Source organism: Bifidobacterium sp. LH_389 (assembly GCF_056357235.1).
In genome coordinates this window covers 321,246-336,336 of record NZ_JBKEVR010000002.1, presented here as the reverse complement: position 1 = coordinate 336,336, position 15,091 = coordinate 321,246, and the positions used below count along the sequence as shown (strand labels likewise).

The following is a 15,091-nucleotide window of genomic DNA, read 5'->3' as shown; positions in this document are numbered from 1 at the left end:
GCGACGGCTCCACCTCGCCGCGCGGCCTCCTCGGTGCGGCGGGGCACCATCGGGCGCCATCAGGACGTCGTCGGACCATCGTCCTTGTGACGCATGAGATGCCATCTACGCTTCCGAGGGTAGATTCCGGACTTGCCGGACAGCTATCTGCGTTCCAGGGGTACTTCAACCGTACAAACGACGATTACCCAAATCACGAAGTGCTTGGAATTCCGCCCCTCCGACAATTTCCACCTGTCAGGACGTTGCCGTCCTATGCCCGACTATCGACGGCACAGTCCCCCCGGAACGCAGATAGCTGTCTGCGACCCGCCAAATCTGCCCCCAGCTACGCAGTTATGCACGACGCGGCCAAACTACGCAGGAAACTACGCCACTGAACCGTTCCGTTCCGCCTCTCTACCTCGTTGACTCGCAGGTCATGGCTGGCATGCACGGATTTCGCCGCGCAAAGCAAAGGCGCCCCGCCATGCGGAGCGCCTTCGGTCTTCAGTCCGTCGGACCGTCAGCCTGCGATCGCATCCACGGCGTCGATCACTGCACCGCGGAAGCCGTCCTTCTCCAGTTGGGCCACACCGCGGATGGTGGTGCCGCCGGGCGAGCAGACCGCGTCCTTCATGGCGCCGGGATGCGTTTCGGTGGCCATGTACAGTGCGCCCACGCCTTCGATCATCTTGGCGGCGAGACGGTAGGCGGCCGCACGCTGCAGACCGTACTTGACGCCCGCGTCGGCCAGAGCCTCGAGGTACATGTCGGTGAAGGCAGGAGCGCATCCGGCGATGGTCATGGCGATGGTCATGTGCGCGGCATCCACGCGTTCGATGAGCGCGATCGGCTCGAACAGTGCCTCGAACACGGCGGCCTGCGCCTCGTCGAGCGTGCTATCCGTCTCGGTGACGAGCACGCCCTTGCCCACGGCCATCGGGGTGTTCGGGATGGTGCACTGGATGTGGACGCCCTCCGCAGTTTCACTCTCCGCGGCCTTGCCGAACAGCTCACGATACTTGGCCAGATCCCAGCCCGCCGCAATGGACACCACGAACTTGCCGGGCTTCGCGAGTTCCGCGGCCAGGGGGCCAACCACCGCATCGATCTGGTGCGGCTTGATCGCCACGATCACCACGTCCGCGGCCGCGGCCACCTCGATGGCCGACTTTAGCGGGCGGGCGCCGATCTGCCCGGTGGTGCGCACGAGCTTGTCCCAGTGCGCGGCGCAGGCCACGATGTGCCCGCCCGTGACCACGCCGGCGTCCACGAGACCGCGCGCAATGGCCTGGGCCATGTTGCCGTAGCCGATGAATCCGATGGTGAGCGTGCTGACGTCAACCATGATGCAGTCCTTTCAGTACAGCGATTCGAGGTCGCCACGGTTCAGTGCCTCGTCGAACAGATGCCGGAACACCACGGAGCCGTGCAGGCCGTCGTGCTCGAACTCGTTGGTGGTCCAGTAGTGCGCATTGCTCACGCGCGACAGTGTGTCCAGCTGCAAACCGGAATCGACGTACATGTCGTCGAAGTACACGGCGGATTGCAGCGGCACGGCATTGCGGGCGAGCTGGTCCTCGTCGTAGATGTTGCCCCACGAGGTGTCCTCCATGAGCAGGTCCATGGCCGGTGCAAACGGACGCAGCGCAGCCTCCTGCTCGAACATCCACGGGAACATGGCCTCGCCGGTGAACAGCAGGGGCCTGGCATCCGGATTGAACTCAGGCTTCGCGTCCCGCACACGCTGGGCGGCCCAACGGATCGGCTCGTCCAGTTCGCCGTCCGCGTAGATGAATTCCTGCAGCGGCCAGTACAGCGGGCGGGACGACGTGGCGACCATCGCGCGATTGAGAAATTCCTCACTCAGCGCCGAATCCGTGGAGGCGGAACCGTCACCGTCGAGGAAGGCCGAGTCGAGGATCCAGTGCACGCGCTCGAAGCTGGGCTTCATGCCGAAGTCGGAGCCGAGCATCTGGAAGCGTTCCACGGTGAGCCGGTCGCCGTTGGGCAGCGTCACGTTGCGGCTCGCAAGGATGTCCGCCACGGCGGCGGCGCGATCCACGTCCTGCGGGTAGCGTTCGTAGAACTGCGCGGTCTTGCGGGCCATGCGCGGGAACGTGTGCTCGTACACCTCCGTGGCATTGGCCGGCACGTGCGGAATGCCACCGCACGTGAAGCTCGCGGCGACGCCCTCCGGGTAGAACGACAGGTAGGTGAGCGTGAGAAAGCCGCCGTAGCTCTGGCCGAGCGTAACCCACTGGCGGCCGCAGAACACGGTGCGGCGCAGGTGTTCGAAGTCCTTGACGATCGAATCGGCCAGGAAATGCTTGAGGTATGCGGCCTGCGCGGCGGGGTCGGCTATGCGGGCCATCACGGTGCCGTCCACGCGGGAGGAACGCCCGGTGCCACGCTGGTCGGGAAGGATGACGCGGAAGTGCTTGACGGCCTCCTCGATCCATCCGTCGCTCGAGGGGCTCAGCGGTCGCGGGCCCTCACCGCCGGGGCCGCCCTGCAGGAAGACGAGCAGCGGCAGGTCGTCGTGCACGTGCTCGGGGGCGGTGATCACGCGGTAGAACAGGCGGATCGTCTCGGCGTCGAACCAGTCGTCTCCGGGCTGCCTGCCCGTCCAGTCCAGCGGCACGTCGACCGCATGGTCCTCCACGTGCAGTCCGGGCACGTAATACTGAGCAAGCAACGTCATCATGCTTCCTTCCTACTGGCCATGAACGTACGGCATCCGAAATCCATCTCACCCACACCGTAAGACAATCATCCCTGCGTACGATGCCGCCTCGCGAGCCGATCGGCTAGCCTTGGGACCATGACAGGCAGCACGGCACATACGCCCCGCACGGACCGGGACGGCATCCGCAGCGACGGGGAATCCGCCGAGCGGGGCGGCAAACGGGGCGGAAAGCGGACCGGCGGACGGGTCGGCACATGGCTCAGTGCGCATCCGAGCGTCGCCGACGCCCTGCTGCCTCTCGGCTTCATCGCGTTGCTGTTCCTGAGCGGCGGCACGACCGGCATCACCGGCATGCCCGGACTGCTGTTCGACTTCTCGTCGACCGGTGCCCTGTTCCTGTGGTCGTGCGCACTCGCCGTCCCCGTGGCGTTCCGCCGGTCGCATCCCAAGACGGCGGCCCTCGCGTTCGCGGCACTGTCTTCGCTGCAGCTGATCGCAGGGCCCACGATCGTGCCCACGGACCTGTTCGCACTGCTCATGCTGTATTCGTCGCTGGTATACGGCCGCACGGAGGACACCCGCCGGTACGTGATCCTCGCCCTGGCGTTGGGCACCGCGGCCGGCATGGCGACGGCGCTGGTCCCGAACGCCGGGTCGTTGGTCACCACGCTCGTCACCACCGCGCCGACCGATCTGCCGCAATACGCGCCGTCCTGCGCCACGCTGTACCGCACCGGCCTGACTGGAGACTGCGCGCAGACGCTGTTGCGCGATGGCCTGCTCGCCGTTGCGCTGATATGGGCGCTGCTGGTCAGCGTCACGATCATCGCAATGTGGAACCGCGCCCGCCGTGCCACCATCCTGGCCATGCAGGAACGCAACGCCGCGCTCGAGGCCGGCGAAGCCGAGGAACGCCACATCGCCGCACTGGCCGAACGCGCGCGCATCGCCCGGGACATGCACGACGTGGTGGCCCACACCCTGTCGACCATCATCATCCAATCCGACGGCGGCCGCTACGCCGGCGCGCATGATCCCTCCGTGGCACGCACCACCATGGAAACCATCCGGCGCGAATCCGAGCACGCCCTGCACGACATGAAGCGCCTGTTCGGTGTGTTCGGCGGATCCGCACACGCCGGGTACGAGGATCTGGATGCGCTGGTCGCCACGGCCAACGCGGCGCTCGAAACGGCCAATGGCGGATCAATCAGCCGGCGCATCACCGGCGAGGCCACACCCGCCGCGCTGGGTGGTCAGGCCGGCATGGCGGTCTACCGGCTCGTGCAGGAGGCGCTCACCAACGCGCGCAAATACGCCGGTCCGGGCGTGCACGTCACCATCGACGAACGATGGGAGGCCGGAGGGCTGTCCGTCACGGTCGCCGACGACGGGCGCGGTGCCGCTGCGGCCTTGGACGGGCATCAGCCGGGCTACGGACTGATCGGCATGCATGAGCGCATCAGCGCCGTGGGCGGCACGGTGAATGCAGGTCCTCGCGTCGGCGGCGGCTACATGGTGCAGGCATGGGTGCCGTACGCGGGGACGGGCATGGCAGCGCCGCATGCGGGGGGCCGGACGGGAGCGCGGACCGATGCCGTTCCCACGGCTCAGGCTGCGGATCGGAACGCTGCCCAGACCGCGGGGCAGCCCGCCCACGCAGACCCGACCGCGACCGCCAGCCAGACCTCGCCATGGCGTGCGACGCAGACCGACCGGCCGGTTTCGGCCCGACCTTCGACTCAGTCTCCGGGCCGGGCTCCGAGCCAGTCTTCGGTTCCGGCCGAACGGCGCGCCATGGCTCAGCGCACGGCACCTCCCGCGGCGGCATTCGCGGCGACGGTATCCGTAGCGACGGCTTCGGCGCCATGCACGGTGCCATCCGCAACGCCGCCCGCGTTGCCATCCGCAGCCCGCAGCAATGCAACGGCCTCCGCCGCAGCAGCATCCGTCTCCACGGCAGCCGCTACCGGGTCCGCCGGCCGGCCCGCAGCCGCGGGCGTTGCGCAATCCGATCCGCATGCGCCGACGCCCCCGCAGCGGCATGCGGCCGGAGAATCGGAAGCCCCCGACGTTCCGGTCGCGTTCACCGCGCGCATACGGGAGGCCTTCGACGCCCTGCGCGCCAACCCGCTCAAGACCTACGACGCCGGCGAATCCCGTCCGTCGAACATCGTGGAGCGACTGTCGCGCTGGAGCGAACGGCACTATCTGGCCGTGGACATGCTTCAGGCCGTGGCGTTGCTCCTGCTGTGCCTGTGGCTGAACGTCTATGACTCGCCTCTATTCAGCCTGTACGTGGAGCGTCCGGGATTCGCCCTGCTGTCCGGCATCGTGATGACCCTGTCGCTGGCGTTCAGACGGCGCTTCCCGGAAGGATCGGCGGCCGTGGTCTCCGGATTCGCTGCGATTCAGCTACTCGTCATGCCGGGAATCATCTATGCGGACCTGTTCGCATTGGGTTCGCTGTATGCGGCGATCGTCTACGGGCGCGAGCGGTCATGGCGGTGGATCGCCGCGGCGGTTGGCGCCGACTCGCTGCTGGCCGGCGTCAACATGGTAGCCAGCCTCAACGGATACGGCACCATCGCTGACGCGCTGTGGCAGACGACGAGAGGTTCGACCGCGCTGCGCAGCACGGCGGCCGTGGTGGTGGCCGGCGCGGGGTATGCCGTCATGGTGGCGGTGGTGTGCGCCGGGGTCATCGCGCTCGGCCGGTGGACGCGGTCGCGCGGATCGAACGCGCTGGTGCTGCAGATGCGAGAGGATGCCCTGCGCGCCGAACGGGCCAAGCAAAAGGTGCTGGCGGCGAACATGGAACGAGACCGGATCGGCGCGGCGATCCAGACCGAGGTGGCGGCCACGCTCACCGGCGTGATCGACCGGGCGGTGGCGGGACTGACCATGCTCGACAACGCCGAACGCCGCGGGGAAACGCCGTCTCCGGAGGCCATTGTCGCCGCGTTCGAGGCGATCGGTCAGCAGGGACGCGCGGCGCTGGCCCACATGCGGCAGCTGCTGGGCGTGCTGCGCGAAACGGGTTCCACCGACGAGGCCCATCAGGGCGGATTGGATGCCATGCGGCTCGCTCCGGCCGCGTCGTTGGACGACCAGATGGCCCGCAAGTCCCAGCCGAGCGCCAAACTCACGTAGTTTCCAACGGAAAAACGTAACTACTTCGCCGTCAAGCGAGATCTGGCACCATCGGGAGACCCTGCGCCGACATATTTCCGAATTGTGCGGTGCTTTGACGCGATATGCCGAATATCGGCGCCGGCATTCCGCCGTTCCCGGGCATGGTTATCCGGCCGGATCGGGGAAAACCACCACACGAATCGGAATTACGTGTCCGGACATGCACTACGTAGCCGATGTTTCGGCAGGAAGGCCGGCGTAACGCCCGCAAAAATGCCCGCAAATACGGCGTCCGAGGATCGGGGACGTCCCGGATGCCCGGGGACGCCGCCACCGGCTATGGTGGAGGCATGAGTGAAATGCAGAGAATCAGGGTGGTCATCGCGGACGATCAGGAGCTGGTGCGCGCCGGCTTCACCATGGTGATCAACTCGCAGCCCGACATGCAGGTGGTCGGACAGGCCGGAGACGGGGCGCAGGCCGTGGCGCTGGCGGAAAGCCTGCACCCGGACGTGGTGCTCATGGACGTGCGCATGCCCGGAATGGACGGTCTCGAGGCCACGCGCCGCATCACCGCGCTGTCCGCTGGCACCGCCGCTCTCCCCGCTGCGGCACCCTCCCCCGTGCCCGAAGCGCATCCGGTGCGCGTGATCATCCTGACGACCTTCGATCTGGACGAATACGTCATGGCCGCCATCAATGCCGGGGCCTCCGGGTTCCTGCTCAAGGACACCGAACCGGAGACGCTGCTGAGTTCCATCCGCACGGTGTACAACGGCAACGCCATTATCGCTCCATCCGCCACGAAGCGGCTCATCGAGAAGATGATGGAGGGCGGGTTCGCCAAGGCCCAGATGGGCGCTGACGCCAAGTCCTCCCCCGCCGCGGCGTCAGCGGCCACGGGATCGGCCGCGCGACCCGCCCCCGCCTACACCGACCCGGAACTCGAACTGCTCACCGAACGCGAACGCGAGGTGCTCGTGGAGATCGCGCACGGGCTGTCGAACCAGGAGATCGCGGCAAAGCTGGTCGTCTCGCTGCCGACGGTCAAGACGCATGTGGCGCATATCCTGCAGAAGATCAACGCGCGCGACCGTGTGCAAGCCGTAGTGTTCTGCTACGAGAATCACCTCGTGTAGGCTGCGGCAGAACCGGAAGGACGCAGACCCGAAAGGACGGCAAAGCCGAAGAGGCAGGAGGCAGAACGGAGCGGCAAGCCGAGCGAACGGCGCCGCAAGTGGCATCGCAAGCGAACAGCCACAAGCGGACGGCAGGGAACCGAATGAAACGGCAAAGACGGGCTACCGGCGGGGATGCCGTCGCCCATTCCAGAGTCCGCGCATAAAAAGCGGGGCTCTCCTCACCGCAGCGAGAAGAGCCCCGGAATCAGGTGATGGTGGCAAGTCGACGCATCGGCCGTCCACCATCAGCGATCAGGCGTTGCGCTTGCGCAGCATGACGGCCGCGCCACCGGCCACCGCGAGGGCGGCGAGGGCGACCACGGCACCGAAGACGGTCGCACCGGTGCGGGCGAGCGGCTTGGCGGAGGCGTTCGCCTTGGCGGCGTTGGTGGCAGCGGGCTTGGCGGCATTGTTCACGGCACCGTTGTTCTGGGCGTTGCCGTTCTGGGCGTTCTGGCCATTCTGGCCGTTCTGCTCATTACCGTTCTGGCCGTTCTGCTCATTGCCGTTGTTGCCGTTATTGTTGCCGTTGTTCTCGTCGGAGACGGTCACCACGGAAGCCTGGGCCTGACCGGGCTCGACCTTGACGACCTTGCCGTCCTTGTCCAGCGTCACCTTGGAGCTGTACACAGCGGCCAGGTTCACGCGGCCCCAGCCTTCGGAGGTGGCGTCCAGCGGGTAGCCGGAGTCGATCTCGGAGGCGGCAATCACGGCCTTCTTTTGGTCGGCGGTGAGGTTGCGGAACGCGTCCACGTTGCCGAGCAGGTTGACGGCATCGTCCGGCACCACGGCGGGCTGGCCGGCCTTGCCGGTCTGAGCGAAGCCATAGGTCATGCGGGCGGTGTAGGCGGTCAGGGCGGAGGCGCGGTCGGTGACCGGGGCCTTGGAGACCTCGTCGGTGAACGCGTTGGCGTAGCCGTTGGCGGCGTTGGCGCCGGTGTTGTCGATGCAGGCGTCGAGGGTGTCGCCGTGCTTGTCGGCCTTGCACTGGGCGGTCAGGTAATCGACCAGCTCGGTGCGGGCCTCGGCGGCTTCCTTCTGCGTGGCCGGGTCGTTGAGTGCCGCGGCGACGCCGGACTGGCCTGCGATGTGGCCGCCCATGATGTCCAGCGGGTAGTGCACGCCGAGCACGATGCGGTTGTTGCCGGCCTCGGACACGCGGGTCATGATCTCGGTGCCGAGCTCGGGCAGGATGTTGGCCAGACCCACGCCCTGGGTGAAGGCGTAGGTGGTGTGGCCGGACGGGAAGGAACCGGAGTTGTACAGGCCGTCGTACTCGTTGTCGAGCGGCTCGCCGTCACCCCAGTCGAAGTTCTCGTAGCCCGGGAGCTTCTTGATGTTCAGGGTCTGCTTGAGGCCGTTCAAGTTGAGCTTGGTGCCGTTGAAGTTCACGCGGTCCACGTACGGGCGCGGGTGCTGGTAGGTGGCCTTGGCCACGCCGGTGGAGGCGGACTCGTCCATGGTCTTCAGGTACGCCTCGGTCTTGGGCAGCTTGCCCGCGTCGGCGGCGTCCTTGTAGTACTTGCCGAGCACCGGGCCGAGCGCGTCGTACAGGGTGTTGGTCGAGTTCATCTGGGCGTCGGACAGGGCGCGCACGTCCTGCGCGGTCTTGCCGTCGGCGCCGAACGCCTTGTTGTTGATCGACTCGGTGAGCTCGTCGTCGTGCTCGAGCACGGACTTGCCCTCGTCGGTCACGCCCTTGCCGGCCACGAAGTACTTGTTGAAGTCGGCGAGCAGGTTGGTGATGGCGTCCTTGGAGGAGGGGGTCTTCACCACGGTGGGGGCGCTGTTGCCGAAGGTGATGGCGGTGATGGTCTTGCCGGTCTCGTCCAGCGTGACCTTGGCGCTGAACGCCTTGGCGAGGTTGATGCGCTGGAAGCCCTCGGAGCTGGCGTCCAGCGGGTAGCCGGAGTCGATCTCGGAGGCGGCGAGCACGGCCTTGCGCTGGGCGTCGGTCAGGGTCGGGAAGGCGGTGAGCAGCAGGTTCTCGGCGCCGTCGGGCACGCGGGCGGCCTGGCCGGCCTTGCCGGTCTGGGCGAAGCCGTAGGTCATGCGGGCGGTGTAGGCGTCGATCGCGGAGGCGCGGTCGGTGACCGGCTCGGTGGACACGGCGTCGGTGAAGGTGTTCACGTAGCCCTTGTCGGCGTTGGCACCCACCTTGTCCACGCACTCGGCAACGGTGTCGCCGTGGCCGTCGGCCTTGCAGCGGGACGCGATGTAGTTCTCCAGCTCATCGTGGGCCGGCAGCAGTTCGTTGGTGCGGAACGCGGGGTCAGACCACAGGGCGGTGAGGGAGGCGGTGGCGGAGATGCGGCCGCCGATCACGTCCAGCGGGTAGTGCACGCCGAGCACCACGCGGTTGTTGCCGCCCTCGGCGGCACGCGCCGCGAGTTCGGGGCCGAGCTCGGGCAGCAGGGTGGCCAGACCGAGGCCACGGTTGTAGGTCTTGGTGGTGTGGCCGGAGGGGAAGGACTGCGAGGGTTCCTGATAGTCGGTGTAGTCCTCGCCGTACTGCTGGCCGTCGATGGTGATGAGCGGGATGCGCTTGATGTTCAGCGTCGGCTTGAGGCCGTTGAGGTCATTGCTGCCGCCGAGCGTGCGGTCCACGCCCTCCTTGTCCACGGAGAAGTAGGGACGCGGGTAGTTGAAGTCCTTCTTGGCGGTGCCGGTGCCCACGAACTTGGCGAAGGCGATGTCGCTGTCGTTGTTGAACACCAGATCGTTGGTCTTGGGCAGCTTGCCCTGTTCGAGGCCCTCGGCGAGGTACTGGCCGATGACCGGACCGAAGGCATCCTTGTAGATGCGCAGGGCGTCGCCGTCGCTGGCGTCCAGTGCGGCGCGCTCGGCCTGCGTGTAGGTGCCGTCCACCTTGGCGGTGTCGGACGCGGCCTTGTTGTTGATGGCGACGACGGTGTTGTCGTTCTGGTTGAGCACGCTCGTGCCGGCGTCGGTGACGTTGCCGCGGAAGGCGTCGCCCTCCGGGGTATTGTTGACGACCTTCTTCGGGGTCCACCAGTCGTAGTACTGGCTGAGCAGGCCGGTGATGTCCGGCTTGACGGCATTGCCGAATGCGGAGGTTTCGGCTGCGTTGGCGGCCACGCCTCCGGTCAGCAGCATCGCCAGGGCGGCGATGCCCGCCACGGCGCCCTTGACGACCGTGGACTTGCGAGATGCGGTATTCATTGTTTCAGCTTCCATTTCTCCTAGTGACGAGACGCGGCGTTCCACACGCCGCAGTCAATGGGGCCAGCTCTTTTGTACCGCCCTCCGACCGCGTGAAACACGCAATGCTAATAAAAATCATTGTCAGTTAACCTAAGGTTCACCGGCCCGGAGCGTCATATCTCCCCCGCATGCGACACGTTGCGCGGCGGTGTTCACATAGTGACCATCACGGGATGGGATGGGACTACGCGGACCTATGGTGTGCAGCAGTTCGGATCGAACAACCGGTCCGAGGAAACGAATGCGCAAACCATGCGCCCGATGCGGAAGGGAGGCTCGCCACGATGACGGAAAACAACACTGTTGACAACAAGATTCTGCTGCTGTCCGTTCGCATTATTATTGCGGCATCGTTGGCGGACTGAACGGCATCTCAACAAGCTGTGCCCCGCCAACGACGGCAGGGTTCAGCGGACACAATCTCGACTGGCCCTGCAGGAAACCGGCGGGGCTTTTGCATTCCGGGCGGACACCCGGAGCAATCGAGGAATAGAGAGATAAGCAAACCATGGAAAAAGTCAAGAAATTCGCTGACTGGCTCACCAAATGGTTCACGGCGATCGTCGTGGTGTGGGCCGTGTTCAACTACTTCGTGCCCGCCACCAGCGTGTGGGCCAAGAGCTACACCGGCTACCTGCTGGGCATCGTGCTGTTCGGCATGGGTCTGACGCTGTCGCTGGACGACTTCGCCCGCATCGTCAAGCAGCCGCTCATGGTGATCGTCGGCACCGTCGCGCACTTCGTGATCATGCCGCTCGTGGCCGTGCTGCTGTGCTGGATCTTCCGTCTCGACGGCCCGCTGGCCGTGGGCGTGATCCTCGTGGGCTGCTGCCCGTCCGGCACCTCCTCCAATGTGATGAGCTACCTGTCGCGCGGCGATGTGGCGCTTGACGTCTCCATCGGCATCCTGTCCACGCTGTGCGCCCCGTTCATGATCCCGCTGCTCATGCAGTGGCTCGCCTCCCAGTACGTGACCGTGCCGGCCCAGTCCCTGTTCATCAACGCCCTCAAGGTGGTGCTCTTCCCGATCGCCCTCGGCGTGGTCTGCCACATGGTCTTCGGCAAGAAGATCGAAAAGGTGACCGTCGCCCTGCCGATCGTCTCCCAGGTCGCCATCCTGCTCATCATCGGCGTGGTCGTGGCCGCCAACCAGCCCAAGCTGTTCTCCGCCGCCACCCTGCTCGCCATCCCGGTGGTCATGCTCCACAACCTGTCCGGCTACGCACTCGGCTTCGGCTTCTCCAAGCTCATGTACAAGGTGTACCCGAAGGGCTTCCGCTACGCCCAGCAGAAGGCCATCACCTTCGAGGTGGGCATGCAGGACTCCGCTCTGGGCGCCACCCTGGCCCTGACCTCCTTCGCCGCCACGCCGCTGGCCGCCGTGCCATCCACGTTCTTCTCCGTGTGGCACAACATCTCCGGCTCGGTGCTCTCCAGCTGGTGGCGCAACCACGATGACAAGCACGCCATCGCCCACGACTCCGACAACGGCGAGAAGGGTTCCCTCAAGGCCGTGGCCGAGAACCACGAGGCCGTAGCCTGATCGCTGATCGCTGACCGTCTGACCGCCTGATTGCGGCTCGCCGGGACGGTGTGGCCCGATCATGTCGCCCCGATCGGTTCGGCCAATCAACAACGCCAGCGCAACGGCGGAAGCCCGCTCCCCCGAGTTTTTCCGGGGAGCGGGCTTCCGCTTTTTTCATGAAAATGTTGTGAAGCAGGCCGTGTCGTGCCTTGCCCCCCGCGGAAGGCGCCGTGAGAGGCCTTCCGCGGGACTTCCACGAAGGGATTGCCACGAGGAAACTTCCGCGCAGCTCCTTTCTTTCACACGGGACCTTCCGCGAGGCCTCTTTCGTACCGATCTTTCGCGCGCAGTTTTCAACGTTCAGGAGCCCACGTGCGTCCTAGCGCACGGTCACGGCAACCGTCTTGCGCACTGTGAAGACGCCGGCCGTCACACGCAGCTCGATGCGATGCACGCCTTCGTCCCCGGGCCCGGGCGCCCAGACCAGTTCGCGGATCGGCTCCTCCGCTCCGATGCCCGCGCGTGAACGTTCATCTTCGGACAGATTCCCGGCGCCAAGGCGGAACTTCATGCCGGCCGGCATGTCCACGGCGATCGCGTCGGCAACGTTCACGTCCCCGCGCGGATCGCGCACCGCGACCGGCACGTGCAGTTCCTCGCCTACGCACGCCTTGGGGAACGCTTCAACGAGGAAGTACGGCAGGTAGACGCTGCGCGGCAACGGTCTGTCCTCGTTCGGCACGGCGTAACGATACCCGTTCTCCAGACTCGGGATCGTGGGCAGTGAATACCGCCCGTCCGGCGGGGTCATCGGCTCGGGAGATCGAAGCACCGTCTGTTCCACGGTCAGATCGCCCGGCAGCGTCACGCCGGTCACCGTGGTGGTGCGGTACGGTTCGCCGGGCACGAACTCGAATCCGGTGCGGCGCTTGAACGGATGCGTCACCTCCACGACTTGGCTTGCTCCTTCCGCGACCTCGGCATTCACGCGCGTGAACGATCCTCCGGCAACGTCGTCGAGCACGATGGCCGGACGCGTATCCGCCGTCTCAAACCCCACCGTGAGACCGTTCACCTCAAGCCCGTCCACGTGGCGCGCGTACAGGCCGTAGGCGGGCAGGATGCCGAACTGGACCGGTTCCGGGTACGTGCGCACGCCTTCGGGCACGTTGTACGGGTCGAGCACCCAAGCACCTGCGGACGTCGCTGCGTCTTTCTCCTCATGCTTCTCCGAGTCTCTCCCGGTACTTCCTCCCGTGCCTTTCCCGGCGCTTTTCCCTGCACCGGCGAACGCGGTCCCGCCCGCAACGCCGCCGGCACAGGCGGCTCCGCAGTCCGGCGCAACCACCCCATCCGCCGGCTCCCACCTCACGCGCGGTATCACATCCGCGTTGTCCCGCTGCACGAGCCACGGCAGCTCCTGCGTTTCCTGGGCTATGTCACCCTCCCGGAATGTCCACGACGTGGTGAGATACCGCTGTTCCGCGGCATCATCGAGCGTGAGCCCGCCACGGTAGCGCACGTCGATGTTGCGCAGGCGCAGGTCGGCGATGCGTCCGTCGAGCGTGCCGGCCACGATGATCGGATAGCGCGGGTCCACGTTGCGCGCACGCACGTTCACGATTTCGATGTGCGCAGCGCGGGCCACATGATCGGCTCCGACGGCGTTGCCCATGCCTGCCACGTCCCGGTCATCCAACACCGTCGTCGCATCCACCCGGTATTCGCCGGCATGCTCGTCCCAGATGTACGGATGCCGCACGCCGTCGACTTCCGCCCAGTTGGCCGGGTTGAGGTTCACGGGACGTTCCGGGTCGACCACGCTCAACGTACGATCGCCATCCAGATGAACGTTCACACGACGGTAGGAAGGGATGTAGCGGCGGATCGGATAGCGGTCGTAGCCAGACAGGTTCGGCAGGATCCACCGCCTCTCGTCCAGGCGCACGTCCCCTTCCGGCTCTCGCAGCGGCTCGGTCGTCCGACCTGTGACAGGGAATCGTCCGCGGTCGCCGGTGCGAATGAAGATCGGGCAGGTGACGATGTCCTCCATATCCAGATTCTCGACCACTACGTTGGTCATGTCCGAGCCGTCCACGGCCTCCAGCGCAAGCCCCATGCAATGCTCGAAGCGAACGTTGCGCACGGTCACGAGGTCGTAGCCCGCAGTCGCCTCGGTGCCGAGCTTGACGCGCCCGATGCTGCAGATGCCGGGATGCCCCACGATGCGGTCGGTGCGGGGATTGCCGGCGAGCACGGTGCCGGTGTCGTAGCCGGAGACCGTGCAGTTCTCCACGAGGATGTTGTGCGAGACGGCGAACCGCTGCGCGCCGTAGGAGGACTTGACGACGATCGCGTCGTCGTGCAGCGTGTTGAACGTACACCCGCGCACCGTGCAGTCACGCACCGAGTCGAGGTCGATGCCGTCTCGGTTGGTGTCCACGAGCAGGTTCTCCACGAGCAGATCCCTGACCCCTGTGGCGATGATGGCGAAATGCCCGCCATAGAGCATGCGGAAGTCCTTGAGCACAATGTGACTGCCGTTGAAGATGGCGATGCCCTTGTTGGCGAACCATTCGCCGGCATGGCCGGGCATGTCGCGCCGGGGCGGATCCTGCGGGTCGGAATAGGCAAGGGCCGTATGCCGCACGCCATGTTCGTCCACCCAGCTGCCGTCGATGAGACCGGGGCCGTAGATCATCACGTTCTCCACGCGGTCTCCCCAGATCAGGCAATTGCGCAGGTAGGAGTGCGCGTGGTCCTGAAGACCCACGTACGGGTTGGTCTCCGGTTCCAATCCCTGCCCGGCCTGCGCGGGATCGGGCTCCCCCGCGTCCGCGAACGGTTCGCCGGTCACGTCGCATACGCCGTCGCGGATGGCGTACCGTCCGGAGGCGAGTTCGGCGCCTTGAGCAAGATACAGGTTGACGTCGCTTCTGAGCTCCACGGCATAGGTGACGAACCGGCCGGCGGGGATGACGACCGTACCGCCGCCCTGACGCGCGGCATGCACGATAGCCGCATTGATGGCCGCGGCATTGGTCAGGGGGCCCTTGCCCGGCGCGGCACCGAAGTCCGTGACGCTGTACATGGCGGATTTGGCAAGATCCTGCGGGCCGACCGCGCATCCCGTGGCACGCGGGATCCGCCGCTCGGCAGTCTCGATGGTCATGGTGGCAAACCTCCGTTGGCTTGGCGCTGCCCGCCCGGAGCATGCCGCGCATACCTCGGACTGGCATTTTCCCCCTCACGATAGTTGCCGCAGGCATGAAATCCGTGCTCCGTTGCCGCCGATTGCCATTTTCCGGTTCACGTGATGAACATCAACAAATCTTGTGAATCGGAACCTCGCAT

The 15,091-nt window shown here is 66.2% G+C and carries 7 protein-coding genes; 3 read left to right on the top strand and 4 right to left on the bottom strand.

Annotated features, from left to right (window positions below; translation table 11 throughout):
• Window positions 1-505: 505 nt before the first annotated feature.
• Both proC and AC1AZA_RS03735 read right to left on the bottom strand, forming a co-directional pair.
• A complete protein-coding gene (gene proC / locus AC1AZA_RS03740) occupies window positions 506-1,330 on the bottom strand; it encodes a pyrroline-5-carboxylate reductase (protein ID WP_476513391.1) in 825 nt (274 codons plus the stop codon).
• 12 nt (window positions 1,331-1,342) lie between these two features.
• Window positions 1,343-2,686 (bottom strand): alpha/beta fold hydrolase, encoded by a 1,344-nt coding sequence (locus AC1AZA_RS03735; protein WP_476513501.1) that lies wholly within the window; start codon window positions 2,684-2,686, stop codon window positions 1,343-1,345.
• A 120-nt stretch (window positions 2,687-2,806) separates the two neighbouring features.
• Here AC1AZA_RS03735 and AC1AZA_RS03730 point away from each other — a divergent pair, with 120 nt between their 5' ends.
• The gene (locus AC1AZA_RS03730; protein WP_476513390.1) at window positions 2,807-5,824 is read left to right on the top strand and encodes a sensor histidine kinase; all 3,018 of its coding nucleotides are present in this window, start codon (window positions 2,807-2,809) and stop codon (window positions 5,822-5,824) included.
• A 332-nt stretch (window positions 5,825-6,156) separates the two neighbouring features.
• On the top strand, window positions 6,157-6,945 hold the full coding sequence (locus AC1AZA_RS03725; protein WP_476513389.1) for a response regulator: 789 nt from the start codon (window positions 6,157-6,159) through the stop codon (window positions 6,943-6,945).
• 294 nt (window positions 6,946-7,239) lie between these two features.
• Here the strand turns inward: AC1AZA_RS03725 and AC1AZA_RS03720 are convergent, their stop codons facing one another.
• Window positions 7,240-10,170: a phosphatase PAP2 family protein gene (locus AC1AZA_RS03720; RefSeq protein ID WP_476513388.1), complete on the bottom strand. Its 2,931-nt coding sequence runs from the start codon at window positions 10,168-10,170 to the stop codon at window positions 7,240-7,242.
• Window positions 10,171-10,720: 550 nt separating this feature from the next.
• On the opposite strand from AC1AZA_RS03720, the gene AC1AZA_RS03715 reads away from it, so the two are divergent.
• Window positions 10,721-11,755: a bile acid:sodium symporter family protein gene (locus AC1AZA_RS03715; RefSeq protein ID WP_476513387.1), complete on the top strand. Its 1,035-nt coding sequence runs from the start codon at window positions 10,721-10,723 to the stop codon at window positions 11,753-11,755.
• A gap of 361 nt (window positions 11,756-12,116) precedes the next feature.
• Here AC1AZA_RS03715 and AC1AZA_RS03710 read toward each other — a convergent pair whose 3' ends face one another.
• A complete protein-coding gene (locus AC1AZA_RS03710) occupies window positions 12,117-14,909 on the bottom strand; it encodes a glycoside hydrolase family 28 protein (protein WP_476513386.1) in 2,793 nt (930 codons plus the stop codon).
• Window positions 14,910-15,091: the final 182 nt, after the last annotated feature.

Coding starts and splice junctions, on each gene's coding strand:
- AC1AZA_RS03715 (WP_476513387.1), top strand. CDS start 10,721: ATGGAAAAAGTCAAGAAATTCGCTGACTGGCTCACCAAATGGTTCACG.
- AC1AZA_RS03720 (WP_476513388.1), bottom strand. CDS start 10,170: ATGAATACCGCATCTCGCAAGTCCACGGTCGTCAAGGGCGCCGTGGCG.
- AC1AZA_RS03725 (WP_476513389.1), top strand. CDS start 6,157: ATGAGTGAAATGCAGAGAATCAGGGTGGTCATCGCGGACGATCAGGAG.
- AC1AZA_RS03735 (WP_476513501.1), bottom strand. CDS start 2,686: ATGACGTTGCTTGCTCAGTATTACGTGCCCGGACTGCACGTGGAGGAC.
- proC (WP_476513391.1), bottom strand. CDS start 1,330: ATGGTTGACGTCAGCACGCTCACCATCGGATTCATCGGCTACGGCAAC.
- AC1AZA_RS03730 (WP_476513390.1), top strand. CDS start 2,807: ATGACAGGCAGCACGGCACATACGCCCCGCACGGACCGGGACGGCATC.
- AC1AZA_RS03710 (WP_476513386.1), bottom strand. CDS start 14,909: ATGACCATCGAGACTGCCGAGCGGCGGATCCCGCGTGCCACGGGATGC.